Here is a 14,539-nt window from a genome sequence, read left to right on the forward strand (position 1 = left end):
GGGTTTTGTGTTGTCCGGATGATGCTCAGGGTCGGCGGGTAGTTCGCTGTCGTGAATGAAATACTTGCTTGAGCAAATCATGGTGCCTTGTGGCGGGTTGTTTCGAGCGATCGTACGGATTGCGAGGGTGGCGGGACGACCTACGGGGCAGGATGGGCGACGGTCCGGGCACAGACGGTGCCCGGGTGCGGCAGGGGTGGCGGACGGTTCGGGCAGCGGCCGGGCATGACGAGGGGTGGCGCGTGATGGGGCGGCGCACAGTGCGGGGCGCTGTCGTGGCGGCAGTGCTGTGCGCGGTGGCGGGAATGGGCGCGGGTCCGGGGGCCGGCTCCGAGGCGGTCGCCGCGCAGGACGCGTACACGTACGACTTCGCCGAGGGCGCGCAGAGTGTCGAAGGGGCCGCGAGCACCACGGACGCCGTGAGGCTGGAACCCGGCGGGACCTACCGCAGCACCCTCCCGGTCAACGGAAGGCTCTACTTCCGCCTCGCACTCGACGCCACGTCCAACGCCTACGTCTCCGCCACCGCTGTCCCCCGTACGGGCACGACGGTTTCCTCCTCCGACGGCGTCAAGGTGGCCGTGCAGGACGCCGACGCCCGTTCCTGCTCCTACGACAGCACCCGCTTCGGTGCTTCCCGCAGCCCGCATCCGGTCGCCGCCTGGGCGTCCCGCGTGACCGACGGCGAGACGACGGCCTGTCAGACGGCCGGTACGTACTACCTGGTCGTGGACCGCATCGACTCGGCGGGCTCGTCGTCGGACGACTGGGACCTTGAGCTGACATACACGTCCGAGCCGGGCCTCGTGAACAAGGCTGCGACGACCGCCCCCGAGTCTCCCGACGGCTGGGACTCCGCCTCCCCCGACCCGCTCCCCGGTGACGCGGTCCGCCGCGAGGGCGGCGCCGGCTTCGCCACGGCCTCCCCCATGGGGGAGGGAGTCTGGCAGGACGACATCAGGCCCGGGCAGACGCGCTTCTACCGGGTGCCGGTCGACTGGGGACAGCAACTCCACGCGGTTGCCGAACTGGGCAGCTCCAGCAGTGGTTCCGGCGGCGCCACACGGTACGTCAGCAGCGCGCTCGTCATGTCGCTCTACAATCCCGCGCGCGGGTACGTCGACGACGAGAGCCTCCTCTACGACGGCCGCCAGAGTTCGGCAGGCCTCGCTCCGCTGCCACCCGTCGCCTACACCAACCGCTTCGGTCTGGGCGACCGGACGAGCGGGATGCGGTTCGCCGGCTCGTACTACCTCGTCGTCCATCTCGCCGAGCGGATGACGGAACAATTCGGCGCCGGCCCGTACGGGCTGACCTTGCGGGTCCAGGTGACGGGTACCACGCAGGACGCTCCCGGCTATCTGGGGCAGTCCGTGCCCCGGGACACCTTCGCGGTCACGGAACAGGACCGGGAGGCAGCGGCCGGGTGGTCGTCCGGCGCGGTGACAGGGGACACCGGCACCGAAAAGGCGGACGCGACCTCCGCGCGGGGCGGCGACGCCGCGATGCGGGTGGTCGCGGTCAGCGGCATCGGGGCGGGGAGCCTGCTGGTGCTCGGTCTCGGGCTGTGGACGATGATCGCTCGGCGGCGCGCCCGCCACGCCTAGGACGGCGTGAACGGCCGGACAGGTCCTGGATCAGATACGGAACAGGGCCCAGAAACCCACGGCGTAACAGGCCAGGGCGAGGAGCAGGACCGGTACCGCCACCTTCGCGGGCGGACCGGGGCGGCGCTGGCGGCGTCGGCCGCGGCGCTGCGGAACCGCCTGCGCGGAGAGCGGAACCGGCGCGGACCGGGCAGCGTACGGGTCCTGCCCCAGAGCCGGAGTGGACGTCACCGTCACGGTCGGGGTCTGCGTGGCGGTCCGGGGCGTGTGCGGCCCGGGGAAAGGTTCCTGCGCGGGCTCGAACCGTGAAGTCCCGAAGGACGGGACCTCGAAGGGCGGCGGTACGTGGACCGCCGCCGGCGCCGGGAGCGGGACGGCCGTGGGGGGAATGGCGGGCTGCACCGGCCGGTGAGGGGAGTACTGGTGCTGTGCCGTGGCCGAGGGGGCGGCGGCCCGGGGCGGAGGAAGGTGAAAGCTGCCCGTGTCAGACATGGCGGACGGCTGGGGCGGGATCGCTGCCGGGGGATGAACCGGGCGCGGTGGTGCGGCGTCCGACAGGGACGGGGCGCCGTTCTGCCGCACCGAGGGAACCGAGTGAGCCGGGTGAGTCGGATACGTCGGCGGAGCGGGTGGAGCCTGCTGTCCCTGTGGCTGGTCCGGTACGGGGTCGGCTCCGGGCCGGATCGGGGCGGCACCGGAGGACTGCCAGGGCTGCTCGGTGCCGGAGTCGGCCCCTGAAGGGGCGGGATCCTTGACCGGCTTGGCGGGTATGGCACCCGTGCCCGGGCCGGAGGGCGGGGCGACGGTTCCCGGGGGCGGCACCGGATCCGGCATCGGGCCGGGCAGCGAACCCGGTCCCGGCCCGAGCCCCGGCCCTGTGCGTGTGCCGCCGGTCGCCGGGCCGGTGGGCGTGCCGTCCGAGTGAGGTTCGCGGTACGGGTCGTATCGGCGGACTGCTCCCGGACCGGTGCGTATGCCGTCCGAGTCCCGCTCGCCGTGTCCGGCGCCTGTGGTCGGCCTGCCTTCCGTACCGCTGCCCGTCCCTGTTCCCGTACGCGCACCGCTCGTGGTCACACCGGGGGACAGTTTGAGGGGGCCGGCCGGGGCGAAGTCCTGCGGGAGAGGGCCGAGTTGGTCGAAGATCTCGATCAGCTCGTCGTCGGGGCCGGGCTCGGGCAGCAGCTCGGCGGCCTGGGCAAGAGCCTTGCGCACGCCCGTGGCGGTGCGGAACCGCGCCTGGGGGTCCGGCTGCAGCAGCGTCGCCACGACCTGCCAGAGCGGCTCGGGTATGCCCTGCGGAGCGCTGGGCGTGCCGTGCGCCGCGAAGTACTCGATGAGGGCCTTGGAGTCCGGCTTGGCGCCCTCCAGGAGATAGAGCGCGACGAGGCCCACGGCGAACAGATCGGAGGGGAAGTCCGGGTCCGCGCCCAGCATTTGCTCGGGGGCGAAGTAACCGGGTGTGCCCACCACGTAGTCGGTCTCCGTCAGCCGTGGCTCGCCCAGCCGCATCGCGATGCCGAAGTCGGACAGCCGCAGCCGCGGGCGGCCCGTACCGGTCGCTTCGAGCAGCACGTTGGCGGGCTTGATGTCGCGGTGCACCACGCCCTCCGCGTGCACGGCGGCGAGACCGGAAAGAAGCTGGTCGAGAAGCGTGCAGACGAACGCGGGCGGCAGGGGACCGTAGTCCGCGATGAGATGGACGAGCGAACCTCCGGCGACCAGATCCATGGTGAACAGGACTTTGTCGTCGTCGGCGGCCCAACTGGCCGGGGCGAGGACATGCGGGTGGTCGATCCGCAGCGCCTGCTCGCGGACGAAGCGCAGCAGCGAGTGGGCGTCGCTCTGCTGCAGGACCTTGGCGGCCACGTACCGGCGACGGCGGTGGTCCCAGGCGCGCCAGACAGCGCCTACTCCCCCGCGCCCGATCGGGTCGGCCAGTTCGTACCGGCCGGCGAAGACCTCACCCATGGCTCTGCGTCGATCCCCCTTCGGATCATCGCTCGGTCCGTTCCGGACCTGCGGATGGTACGGCTCCTCCTACCCCGCCCCCCAGCCCGCTGTCACCCCGCTCACCCAGAACCTGTCTCCGTGCCCGTTTCCCCGCCCGCTTCCTGTCGTGACCCGACTCGTCCACGCCCGGTCCTGCCGGTCGTCCGAGCCTGTTCACCCGCGTGCCTGCCTGCCCCCGTCACAGCCCCCCTGAGCCGTAGCCCGGCCGCCGAACCCCCGGTCGGCGGCCGGGCGGCGGCTCAGTTCTGGTGGGACTGGTAGTGCGTCACGGCGTCAGAAGTGCGGCCCGCGCCGTACACCCGGAGGAACTCTGCCAGTTCCGGGTGGGTCGGGGCGAGAGTGTCAGCCGCGTCGATGATGTCGCCCGCGGCGGCCACCGAGCGAAGCAGCGACTGGATCTCGCGGACCACCCGCTTGACCGTGGGCGCCCCCGAACTCGTCGTCGACTGCGCGGTGTTGCTGAGCACCGAACCCCCCTGCGACTTCTTGATCTCGTCCATCCGCTCGGTCGCCTCGGCCGCGCTGACGCTGCCGTCCGCGACCTGACCGGCCAGATCCTGCAGCAACTGCACGCGCTGCACCACTGCCGGATTGCCGATCTTCGCCCGCTGACCGCTCATCAGCTGTGACAGCATCGGCGCGGACAACCCCAGTACCCCCGCGAGACGAGCCTGGTTGAGTCCAAGATCGTCGATGAGCTTACGGAAGAGCGCCCCCAGCGGCTCCCCGTACCAGTTCCGCTGAAGCTCCCGCGCTCTTGCGGTTGCTTCCTGCTGTGCGGCATCCATTGCGTCTCCCCATCGCTTCCCCAAATACCGCGGTTCGCTGTAGCGAACCACGTCGAGCATCTTACGGAGAGTGGTCGTCCACGGGGACCCCAATCCTTTTGCGAGATACCGGGGATGACCCGGTACTCTGGTCTGCGGCGCCCACCAGTACCTGGTGTTCTTGGCGGACGCCTCCCTTTCGGGGCCTTAGCTCAGTTGGTAGAGCGCTGTCTTTGCATGGCAGATGTCAGGGGTTCGACTCCCCTAGGCTCCACTCGTTCCACTCCCGAAATGCCCTCTGAACTGTGGAAACGCAGTCCCGGAGGGCATTTTTGCAAGGAGTGGTCCCCTGGCGGCCGGTGCTCACCGCGCGTGGCGTGCAGGTCGCGATCCAGTACGACGAGGGCCTGGCGGCCGGCGGAGAACTGGCAGAGCAGGGCGGCGCCGGTGAGGAGCGGGAGCAGGCGAGGGCGGGCGGCGACGCCGAATCAGGCTCCCCCCGACACCGCGGGCCGGCTCGCCGGGCCGTACGACCTCCCGTGCGGAGCACCGTTTCCAGTCACCCCGGCCGGAATGCGCGCGGCCCCACCTCGCTTCTGCACAAGCAGGCCTCCCGCACGACCGCCGGTCCGGTTGTGTCGACGTCGACGTCGCCGTCCGCGCCGCCGACGCCGCCGATCTCGATGACGGCACGGACTTCGGCCGGCTTCTTCATGGTGTTGGCGATCCCTGGAGCACGCTCGCCTCCTTCGCCCGGTTCGTCCTCTGCGGTGGCGGCTTCGGGCTCCTCTCCAGCGCTGCCGTGGCACTGATCGCCGCGACGATGCCCTGGGCACTGCCAAACGCGCTGATCACGGTCGCCTCGACCATCCTGTGCACCGAACTCCACGCGCGCTTCGCCTTCGGAGCCGGCCGGCGCCCCGGGATGGCGCCAGCACTGGCAGTCGGCCGGCTCGGCCACCGCCGCCTACGTCGTCACCTGCGCCGCGATGTTCGCCCTGCACGTGGTCCAGCCCTCGCCCGGCATGCTGATCCAGCAGATCGTCTATCTCAGCGCCTCCGGCCTCGCCGGCACGGGCCGCTTCCTGGTCCTGCGTCTGTTCGTCTCCGCGGTCGGCCAGGACAAGGCCGCCCCTCGCCACATTCGCCGCGCCCCGGCCCTGAAGAGCATCGGCGGGCTGAGGACGAGCCCGCGACTGGCCGTCTCCTGACATGTTTCACGTGAAACACCGCCCCGGACGAACGGACACCGCCTCATCACGTTTCACGTGAAACATCGCTGTGGGGCGGGAGGCGATAAATGCCTCCCGCCCCACAGGGACCTCACCGACGACACGACACGCGAACCGTCAGCGGCGGTTCTCGTCGTCGTCCGCCTCCGACTCGGCCTCCTTCGCCTGGACCTCGGGATCCAGGACCGACTGACCGCTCCCGTCCACCGACGTCAGGCGGCCCTTCTCGGGAACCTCGGTCGCGGCGGGCGGCTCCACCAACCAGTCGGGGTTGGCCTGCTTGTCCCACCACTTCCACGCGGCGAAGGCGCCGCCCGCCAGGATGCCCAGCGCGGCCAGCCCCTTGGCGAGCTTGCCTGCCCGGGCCCGGCGCTGGTGCTTGCGAGCCAGTTTCCTGATCTCCTGCGGAGTGACCTGACCGCGCAACGCGGCCAGTGCCGCGGCACCACGTGCGGCGGCCTCCTCTCGTACGGGTCCGGCTGCCGCAACCGCACGCTCCATGCGCGGCGCGGTGTATTCGGCGGCCTGCCGGGCGGCCTTGGCGGTACGGACAGCGGCTTCATGAGCGGCATGGTCGACCTTCGGCGGCACATGCGTACGGGCCTGCTCCAGCCGCGGCGCGAGATGCGCGCCGTACTGGACACGAGCCTGTTCCGCAGCCTGGGACACCTTGGGCGCAAGCCGTACGCGTGCCTCGTGTGCGTACTGAGTGGCCCTGTCCTTGGCCGTGTCGGCGTAGGGCGCCACCACGTCCGCGGCGTGCAGGACGCTGTCCTTCGCCGAGCCGGTAGCGGCGCGCACGCTTTCAATGCGGGTCACGGGATCCTCCTCCTCGGTGGCGTACGGTATTCGACTCTCCACCCTTTTACGGATCATGCCCGGCAATACGCCTTGAGGCATGCGAGGGCGGGCATCCGGGTCACGGACGGACGGTCACACGGGACTGATGGCACCGAACCGATCGCAAGTGACAGCAGATGACGATCACAGGCAATAGCGATGAATACAGGGCAACGGGAGCTTGTCGTCGACAATGCCACGGATCCCTGCCCCGCGCCCCCGTCCCGTGCTTACTCGACCGGTTTTCTCCCGAGCGGCGGAGCGCAAGCGAAAGCGCCGGATCTTCCCCCGGAGGAAGGTGTCGGGCGACGCACGGCGTGGACCGTGCGAGGATCGGGGCGGCACAAGAGGACAACGGAAGGCAGATCGTGGCTGAGCAGCTTTACGCCACCCTGAAGACCAGTCAAGGCGACATCGAGTTCCGGCTCCTGCCGAACCACGCGCCCAAAACGGTCCGGAACTTCGTCGAACTCGCCACCGGCGAGCGCGAGTGGACCAACCCGGAGACGGGCGAGAAGTCCACGAACAAGCTCTACGACGGTACGGTCTTCCACCGGGTGATCAGCGGCTTCATGATTCAGGGCGGTGACCCGCTCGGCAACGGCACCGGCGGCCCCGGCTACCAGTTCGAGGACGAGTTCCACCCCGACCTCCGTTTCGACAAGCCGTACCTGCTGGCCATGGCCAATGCCGGCCCGGGAACCAACGGCTCGCAGTTCTTCATCACCGTTTCCCCGACGGCCTGGCTGACCCGCAAGCACACCATCTTCGGTGAGGTCACCGACGCGGCCAGCCAGAAGATCGTGGACGCCATCGCGGCCACGGCGACCAACCCGCGCACCGACCGCCCGGTCAACGACATCGTCATCGAGTCGGTCGTCGTCGAGACGCGCCAGGGCTGAGCCCCGGGAGCCTCTCCCGCGGGCACTTTCCGGCGGATCCCCGGGATCCTCCGCAAGGGAACACCCAGGGAACCAAACGCCCCGCCCATCCGTAAGGATGTGCGGGGCGGTGCATTGCGTACGACGACGCGTCGACCGCTTCGACGGATTGATGGATTGACGGATTTTGGGGGAGCTCATGGATCAGGCGCCAGGCAGCCCGCAGGGCCCGCAGGACGCCCAGAGCCTGCCCACCTGCTACCGCCACCCGGACCGCGGGACAGGCATCCGCTGCACCCGCTGCGAACGCCCGATCTGCCCCGAGTGCATGGTCAGCGCCTCCGTCGGCTTCCAGTGCCCGGAATGCGTGCGCAACGGCTCCGGAACCGGCCACGCCCCGAGCGCCACCACACCGCGCACGATCGCCGGCGGCACCTTCACGGCCGACCCCCGACTCCTCACCAAGATCCTCATCGGCCTCAACCTCGCCATCTACCTGCTCCAACTGTCGATCGGCGACGACTTCACGCAACGCTTCGAACTCGTCGGCCGTGCCTCCTACGAGTACCTCGGCCCCTTGGAGGGCGTCGCGGAGGGGCAGTGGTACCGGCTGCTGACGTCGATGTTCCTGCACGGCAGCCTCATGCACATCGTCTTCAACATGCTCAGCCTGTGGTGGCTCGGCGGGCCCCTGGAAGCCGCCCTCGGCCGCGCCCGCTACCTCGCGCTGTACCTGGTCTCCGGCCTCGCGGGCAGCGCGCTGACGTATCTCCTCGAAGCCCCGACCACGCCGTCTCTCGGTGCCTCCGGTGCCATCTTCGGCCTCTTCGGCGCGACCGCCGTCCTGATGCGCCGCCTCAACTACGACATGCGGCCGATCATCGCCCTGCTGGTGATCAACCTGCTCTTCACCTTCGGACCGCTCAACATCGCCTGGCAGGCCCACATCGGGGGCCTGGTCGGCGGAGTCGTCATCGGCTACGCCATGGTCCACGCCCCGCGCGAGCGCCGGTCCCTGATCCAGTACGGCGTCTGCGCGGTGGTTCTGGTCGCGGTGGTCGTCATCACCCTGATCCGCACAGGCCAGCTCATCTAGCGCTGTCGGCCCGTCGTCCAACCGTCCGGACCGTCGTTCCGCTCGTGCGGCCTGTCACTGAGTGCCTGTTGTCCACAGCGCGTGGCCTTGCCTGTGCATAGTGTGCGGGAACAGCTGTGCCCCCTGTCACCGACCTGAGTTTTCCCAGGTCAGGCAGGGGGCGAACAAGCTTGCGATTAGCGGTGTGTCAGTCGTACCAGCGTCAACACTCGATGAGTTATCCACAGATCGTCGTCTTTTCCCCAGGTGGGGTGTGGAAAATCAATCCTGGCTGTGGATAACTCAGTGGAAAGCCCTGGGTAGAGCCTCGTTCACCCGAAGGTGACCGGCCGGCCAACGGGGCCGACGGGGCTGACCGCCGAGGGCACCGCTACTTCCACTGAGTGGAGACACCGAATCCCGCGGCGATGAAGCCGAAGCCCACCACGATGTTCCAGTTGTCCAGTGAGTCGATCGGCAGCGTGCCGTCGGTCACATAGAAGAGGACGATCCAGGCCAGGCCGATGAGGAACATCGCGAGCATGACCGGTGCGACCCAGCCGCGACTGTTCAGTTTGATTGCCGTCGCCTGCTTGGCGGGCGGCGGCGTGTAGTCGGCCTTCTTGCGGATACGTGACTTCGGCACGAGGGTCTCTCCTGTCGATGCGCTGCGTGGCCGCGCAGGTAACTGGGTCGGGCTCCGGGGCAGCGTACAAGGGGACACGTGGTGCTCCCCCGGGCGTCCGTTAGCGTAGTGCTTCCGCGGCGCCGAAGGAGATAAGGGTACGTTGAGCAATTCTGCCGACTTCCCCGGGACGGATCCCAGTCCTGCCCGTAACCGCCGTTTCCGCCCGGTCCGGGTGCTCACCGCGGGGGTTTTCGCCCTCGCGGGGCTGATTTTCTTCACGAGCTTCGACACGGCCAAGGGCACGAACATCCGCACGGACGCCTCCCTGCTGAGGCTCTCGGACCTCATCCAGGAGCGCAGCCACAAGAACGGCCGGCTCGACGAGTCCAACGCGGCCCTGCGTGACGACGTCGAGGCCTTCGCCGAGCGCGACGACGGCAGCACCGAGGCCGAGGACGCCAGACTGGCGGCGCTGGAGAAGGCCGCGGGCACCCAGAAGGTCAAGGGCCAGGCGCTCACGGTCACCCTCAACGACGCCCCGCCGAACGCCACGGCGAAGCTCCCTGGCTATCCCGAGCCCCAGCCCGACTATCTGGTCATCCACCAGCAGGACCTGCAGGCCGTGGTCAACGCCCTGTGGCAGGGCGGGGCCAAGGGCATCAAGGTCATGGACCAGCGCCTGATCTCCACCAGCGCGGTCCGCTGTGTGGGCAACACCCTGATCCTCCAGGGACGCGTCTACTCACCCCCGTACAAGATCACGGCGGTCGGCGACCCGGAGCAGCTGAGGGGCGCGCTCACGGCGTCCAAGGCGATCCAGAACTACATGGTGTACGTCAACGTCTACGGGCTCGGCTGGCAGGTCGACGAGGACGGGACGGTGACTCTGCCGGGGTACTCGGGCACAGTGGACCTGCACTACGCGAAGCCTGTGGAGTAGCCGGAACAGCTGGTAGCTGACCGCTGGGGGGCCTGTGTCGGGGCGTGTGATCGTCAGGACGGTCAGCGAGCTGTGCGTCACGGTGGGCACGCTGCTCGTGCTCTTCGTCGTGTACGTGCTGTTCTGGACGGGAGTGAAGGCCGACGACGTCATGGATGACCAGATCCACCAGTTACAGCAACAGTGGTCGAAGGGCGCGGTGACACAGACACCGCCGGTGACGACGCCCAGCCCCGCGAGCACCACGATCTCGACCGGTCTGAAGCCCCCTGGGCCCTACACCCCGGCCAAGCCCTTCGCGATCATGTACATCCCTCGGCTTGGTTTCACGTGGAACAAGCCCGTGCTCGAAGGCACGGGAACGAGCACCCTGAAGAAGGGCCTCGGCCACTACGCCACCACCGCGCGGCTCGGCCAGGAGGGCAACTTCTCGGTCGCCGGCCACCGGCGGACGTACGGCGATCCGTTCAAGGACTTCCCGAGGCTGCGGCGCGGGGACGCGGTGGTACTGACGGACGGGACGACCTGGTTCACGTATCGGATCGACAAAGGCCCCTACAAAACCGTGCCCACGGACGTTGAGGTGATCGATCCTGTGCCACGTAAGAGCGGGTACACGCGTTCGGGGCGTTATCTCACGCTGACCACGTGCGATCCGGAGTGGGGGCACAGTCATCGGCTGATCGTCTGGGCGCACCTGGATTCCACACAGCCTGTGGAGGCCGGGAAACCCGCGGCGCTGCGCCGTTAATCTGGTGGGGTACGGCGTGAGTCCGGTGCCGCGAGTCGGGTGCCGTGGGCGACGGAAGGGACGGCATGTACGGCTGGATCTGGCGGCATCTGCCAGGGAACGCGTGGGTGAGGGCGTTGCTCTCCCTCGTGCTGGCGCTGGCGGTTGTCTACGTGCTCTTCCAGTACGTCTTCCCGTGGGCCGAACCGCTCCTCCCCTTCAACGATGTGACGGTGAACGACCAGTGAGCGCCCGGATTCTCGTCGTCGACAACTACGACAGCTTCGTCTTCAACCTGGTCCAGTACCTGTACCAGCTGGGCGCCGAGTGCGAGGTGCTGCGCAACGACGAGGTGTCGACGGCGCACGCGCGGGACGGCTTCGACGGGGTTCTGCTGTCGCCGGGCCCGGGTACGCCCGAGGAGGCCGGCGTCTGCATCGAGATGGTCCGTCACTGCGCGGCCACCGGGGTGCCGGTGTTCGGGGTCTGCCTGGGCATGCAGTCGATGCAGGTGGCGTACGGCGGTGTGGTGGACCGTGCGCCCGAGCTGCTGCACGGCAAGACGTCCCTCGTGGAACACGAGGGACGGGGCGTCTTCGCCGGTCTGCCGAGCCCGTTCACGGCGACCCGCTACCACTCCCTGGCGGCGGAACCGGAGACGGTTCCGGCCGAGCTCGAAGTGACCGCCCGTACGCACGACGGCATCATCATGGGCCTGAGGCACCGTGAGCTTCCGGTCGAGGGTGTGCAGTTCCACCCCGAGTCGGTGCTGACGGAGCACGGTCACCTGATGCTGGCCAACTGGCTGGCGGAGTGCGGTGACCGGGGTGCTGTGGCGAGGTCTTCGGGGCTCGCCCCGGTGGTGGGCAGGGCCACGGCGTGACCGCCCTGCGCCCCGAGCGCGAGTCCGGCTCCGCCTACGGAGACTCCGGCGACCAGGCAACCCCGTACGGGCAGCTGCCGTACGAGGCGCCCGGCGCGTTCGAGGCGGCGGTGGACGGCATGGTGGACCCGCTGAGCGACCCGTTGCCCGGGCAGCGGAACGATCCGCCGCCGGGTCGCGGGACCGGTCGGCGGCGCCGGCGCGGTCATGCGCGGCCCTACGACGCCTCGGCCGAGAGCGGGGCGTCGGAGCACCAGGACCCGGGGCCCGAGTCGGAGTACGACTCGCGGGGGTACGCGCAGGACTGGCAGGTGGGTGTGTACGAGGAGCAGGCGCCGTACGCGCCTCCCGCGGCCCCTCTTGCGGCTCCTCCGGTGACGTCTCCCGCGCCGCCTACTGTGGTCCTCCCGCCCATCGACGAGGAGACGGTGGCGCTGCGGCTGACGGACCTGCCCCCTGATCTGCGTCCCGAGGCGCCCCGAATAGCCGACAAGGACGCGATGCCGGCGGCCTCGGCCACCGCAAGGGCCACAGGCGCCCCTGAGGGCTCTTCTGCGGTCGGCGGGCGCGCGGCACGCCGGAAGGCCGCCAAGGCCCGCCACGGGCGCCCTGAGGGCCCGCAGGAGGCGTCCGAGGCGTCGGAGGGGGTGACCGCCGACGCGGCGGCGGGGGGAGCGGCTCTCTCGCGGGTCGCGGCTCGGCAGGCGGCGCGGGCGCAGAAGCCGGGCATGGCGGTGATGGCGAGCCGGGCGATCGGTGAGGTGTTCATCACCACCGGCGTACTGATGCTGCTGTTCGTGACCTACCAGCTGTGGTGGACGAACGTCCGAGCGCACGCGCAGGCCGGAAGCGAGGCGACGAGCCTCCAGGAGGACTGGGCGAGCGGGAAGGGCGCGCCGGGGGCGTTCGAGCCCGGGCAGGGCTTCGCCATCCTCGACATCCCCAAGCTGGACGTCGTGGTGCCGATCGCGGAGGGCACCAGCAAGAGCAAGGTGCTGGACCGGGGCATGGTCGGCCATTACGCGGAGGGCGGCCTCACTACGGCGATGCCGTCCGCGGCGACCGGCAACTTCGGGCTTGCCGGCCACCGCAACACGCACGGCGAGCCGTTCCGGTACATCAACCGGCTTAAGAAGGGCGACGCGATCGTCGTGGAGACGCAGGACAAGTACTACGTCTACAAGATGGAGTCGATCCTGCCGGTCACGTCGCCGAGCAACACGAGCGTGCTGAATCCGATTCCCAATGGCTCGGGTTTCACCAAGCCCGGCCGCTACATCACCCTCACGACGTGTACGCCGGAGTTCACGAGCAGGTACCGGATGATCGTGTGGGGCAAGATGGTCGAGGAACGGCCGCGCAGCAAGGGCAAGCCGGATGCGCTCGTGCAGTAAGGGCAGATGAAGAGTGGCAGCGACGACGGACCACGACGAGCAGACCGCCGACGCCCCGGCTTCCCCGTCGCAGGCCCGCCCGCGGCGCACGGGCGGCAGACTGGCCTCCGCGGTGAGCCTTTTCGGCGAACTGCTCATCACGGCGGGCCTGGTGCTGGGCCTGTTCGTCGCGTACTCCCTCTGGTGGACGAACGTCGTCGCGGACCGTGAGGCGAACAAACAGGGCGACCAGGTTCGCGACCATTGGGCAGACGGTTACGCCGACACGGGCCCGGGCGCGCTGGACACCAAGGACGGCATCGGCTTCCTGCACGTCCCGGCGATGAAGAACGGCGAGGTCCTGGTCAGGAAGGGCACGTCGTCAAAGGTCCTGAACGACGGCGTGGCCGGCTACTACGTGGACCCGATCAAGTCGGCGCTCCCCCAGGCGAAGCAGGGCAACTTCACGCTGGCGGCCCACCGGGACGGCCATGGCGCCAAGTTCCACAACATCGACAAGCTGAAGAAAGGCGACCCGATCGTCTTCGAGACGAAGAACGACTGGTACGTCTACAAGGTCTACGCCACCCTCCCGGAAACCTCGAAGTACAACGTCGAGGTCCTGGCGCAGGTCCCCAAGGAATCGGGCAGGACGAAGCCCGGCCGCTTCATCACCCTGACCACCTGTACGCCGGTGTTCACGTCGGAGTACCGGTACATCGTGTGGGGGGAGCTGGTACGGGTGGAGAAGGTCGACGGGGATCGGACACCGCCGAAGGAACTGGGGTGACGGGACAGCCTTCCTCATGGGAAGCCTGTCGCTAGCATGACGGAGGCCCGAAGCCGCAACTTGCCTTTGCGGCTTCGGGCCTCTTGCGGCACCCCGTGCCTACTCCAAGACGTTCAGGGGTTCACCGGCGCTCCACTCCTCCAGGTGTACGGCGGTGATCCCCGCCTCTGCGGCGATGCTCAGCGCCTCCGGGGTGAAGGGGCACGTTGCCACGTACAGCGCCACTTCCGCGCGGTACAGCACCTTGGCCGAGCCGACGAACTTCTGCATGTCAGGGCTGGTGATGTTGAGGTAGGGCGCGAACCTCTTGCACTGGACGACGAGGCGTCGTCCGTCGGCGGTGAGCGCGATGATGTCGACGCCGCGGTCTCCGTGACCGCCCTGCACGACGACGTTGGTGCAGCCGTCGCGGCGGAGCAGTTTGGCGATGTGGTGCTCGAACGTGCGGCCGTTCATGGCGTCCATGGCTGCCATGACTCCGATGGCCGGCCGGTCGTCCCGGGTTCCTTCGAGCCGTTGCAGCCGGGCGTGGTGCTGGTGGAGCCGCCGTTCGATGCGCTGGACGCCCGCCCGCAGGGCGACGAGCTCCTTGCGGTGTTCGCCCGACGTTTCGATCAGGGCGTTGAACAGGGGGACGACGGTCTTGCCGAGGACGTGGGTGATCACGTTCTGTTGCCTCTCAACTCGTCGGATTTGCCTCATCCGTGCAGCGAGTCCAGGCATACGAAGTTGTGGTCGTATGTCGTACATGGGTATGAGTGGGCCCCGGCACCCTTCCCAGGT

General features: G+C 69.1%; 14 protein-coding genes, 1 tRNA gene and 1 pseudogene. 11 read left to right on the plus strand and 5 right to left on the minus strand.

From position 1 onward, the window contains the following. The first annotated feature begins 242 nt into the window (after positions 1 to 242). Entirely contained in the window at positions 243 to 1,607 is a 1,365-nt protein-coding gene (locus QA861_RS22525) for a hypothetical protein (protein WP_443041527.1), read from the plus strand. 30 nt (positions 1,608 to 1,637) lie between these two features. Here QA861_RS22525 and QA861_RS22530 read toward each other — a convergent pair whose 3' ends face one another. Together QA861_RS22530 and QA861_RS22535 are read right to left on the minus strand one after the other, a co-directional pair. Further along, a complete protein-coding gene (locus QA861_RS22530) occupies positions 1,638 to 3,575 on the minus strand; it encodes a serine/threonine-protein kinase (protein WP_334590098.1) in 1,938 nt (645 codons plus the stop codon). A 281-nt stretch (positions 3,576 to 3,856) separates the two neighbouring features. After that, on the minus strand, positions 3,857 to 4,405 hold the full coding sequence (locus tag QA861_RS22535; protein WP_334590099.1) for a helix-turn-helix domain-containing protein: 549 nt from the start codon (positions 4,403 to 4,405) through the stop codon (positions 3,857 to 3,859). Positions 4,406 to 4,585: 180 nt separating this feature from the next. Between QA861_RS22535 and QA861_RS22540 the strand changes: the two genes are divergently transcribed. Continuing rightward, a tRNA-Ala gene (locus tag QA861_RS22540) sits at positions 4,586 to 4,658 on the plus strand. Between the two features lie 465 nt (positions 4,659 to 5,123). After that, positions 5,124 to 5,595 (plus strand): annotated as a pseudogene (locus QA861_RS22545) (hypothetical protein); the annotation flags it as partial. 138 nt (positions 5,596 to 5,733) lie between these two features. Here the strand turns inward: QA861_RS22545 and QA861_RS22550 are convergent. Further along, the gene (locus tag QA861_RS22550) at positions 5,734 to 6,435 is read right to left on the minus strand and encodes a DUF5324 family protein (RefSeq protein WP_334590100.1); all 702 of its coding nucleotides are present in this window, start codon (positions 6,433 to 6,435) and stop codon (positions 5,734 to 5,736) included. 389 nt (positions 6,436 to 6,824) lie between these two features. Here QA861_RS22550 and QA861_RS22555 point away from each other — a divergent pair, with 389 nt between their 5' ends. Both QA861_RS22555 and QA861_RS22560 read left to right on the plus strand, forming a co-directional pair. After that, positions 6,825 to 7,358, plus strand: a complete 534-nt coding sequence (locus QA861_RS22555) for a peptidylprolyl isomerase (protein WP_334590101.1) — start codon at positions 6,825 to 6,827, stop codon at positions 7,356 to 7,358. A gap of 178 nt (positions 7,359 to 7,536) precedes the next feature. Next, a complete protein-coding gene (locus tag QA861_RS22560; RefSeq protein ID WP_334590102.1) occupies positions 7,537 to 8,433 on the plus strand; it encodes a rhomboid family intramembrane serine protease in 897 nt (298 codons plus the stop codon). 370 nt (positions 8,434 to 8,803) lie between these two features. Here QA861_RS22560 and crgA read toward each other — a convergent pair whose 3' ends face one another. After that, entirely contained in the window at positions 8,804 to 9,058 is a 255-nt protein-coding gene (crgA, locus tag QA861_RS22565) for a cell division protein CrgA (protein WP_006383246.1), read from the minus strand. A gap of 142 nt (positions 9,059 to 9,200) precedes the next feature. On the opposite strand from crgA, the gene QA861_RS22570 reads away from it, so the two are divergent. The 6 genes from QA861_RS22570 to QA861_RS22595 are packed head-to-tail and all read left to right on the plus strand — an operon-like array spanning position 9,201 to position 13,756. Next, a complete protein-coding gene (locus tag QA861_RS22570) occupies positions 9,201 to 9,980 on the plus strand; it encodes a DUF881 domain-containing protein (RefSeq protein ID WP_334590103.1) in 780 nt (259 codons plus the stop codon). A gap of 34 nt (positions 9,981 to 10,014) precedes the next feature. After that, positions 10,015 to 10,731 carry a class E sortase gene (locus QA861_RS22575; protein ID WP_334590104.1) on the plus strand — a complete coding sequence of 239 codons (717 nt, stop codon included), beginning with the start codon at positions 10,015 to 10,017 and terminating at the stop codon, positions 10,729 to 10,731. A gap of 44 nt (positions 10,732 to 10,775) precedes the next feature. Beyond that, positions 10,776 to 10,958 (plus strand): hypothetical protein, encoded by a 183-nt coding sequence (locus QA861_RS22580; RefSeq protein WP_164315836.1) that lies wholly within the window; start codon positions 10,776 to 10,778, stop codon positions 10,956 to 10,958. Continuing rightward, positions 10,955 to 11,593, plus strand: coding sequence for an aminodeoxychorismate/anthranilate synthase component II (locus QA861_RS22585; protein ID WP_334590105.1), 639 nt, complete (start codon positions 10,955 to 10,957; stop codon positions 11,591 to 11,593). Before QA861_RS22580 ends, QA861_RS22585 begins: the two co-directional genes overlap by 4 nt. Then, positions 11,590 to 12,987, plus strand: coding sequence for a class E sortase (locus QA861_RS22590; RefSeq protein WP_334590106.1), 1,398 nt, complete (start codon positions 11,590 to 11,592; stop codon positions 12,985 to 12,987). Before QA861_RS22585 ends, QA861_RS22590 begins: the two co-directional genes overlap by 4 nt. A gap of 13 nt (positions 12,988 to 13,000) precedes the next feature. Beyond that, positions 13,001 to 13,756, plus strand: coding sequence for a class E sortase (locus tag QA861_RS22595; protein WP_334590107.1), 756 nt, complete (start codon positions 13,001 to 13,003; stop codon positions 13,754 to 13,756). A 99-nt stretch (positions 13,757 to 13,855) separates the two neighbouring features. Here the strand turns inward: QA861_RS22595 and QA861_RS22600 are convergent, their stop codons facing one another. After that, positions 13,856 to 14,422, minus strand: coding sequence for a restriction endonuclease (locus QA861_RS22600; protein WP_334590108.1), 567 nt, complete (start codon positions 14,420 to 14,422; stop codon positions 13,856 to 13,858). Between the last annotated feature and the right edge of the window lie 117 nt (positions 14,423 to 14,539).

Origin of the sequence: Streptomyces sp. B21-083, assembly GCF_036898825.1 — a bacterium.
Taxonomy (GTDB): domain Bacteria; phylum Actinomycetota; class Actinomycetes; order Streptomycetales; family Streptomycetaceae; genus Streptomyces.

Bases quoted from the DNA above. Each gene is read 5' to 3' on its own strand.
- QA861_RS22530 (WP_334590098.1), bottom strand. From the start codon at position 3,575: ATGGGTGAGGTCTTCGCCGGCCGGTACGAACTGGCCGACCCGATCGGG.
- QA861_RS22535 (WP_334590099.1), bottom strand. From the start codon at position 4,405: ATGGATGCCGCACAGCAGGAAGCAACCGCAAGAGCGCGGGAGCTTCAG.
- QA861_RS22560 (WP_334590102.1), top strand. From the start codon at position 7,537: ATGGATCAGGCGCCAGGCAGCCCGCAGGGCCCGCAGGACGCCCAGAGC.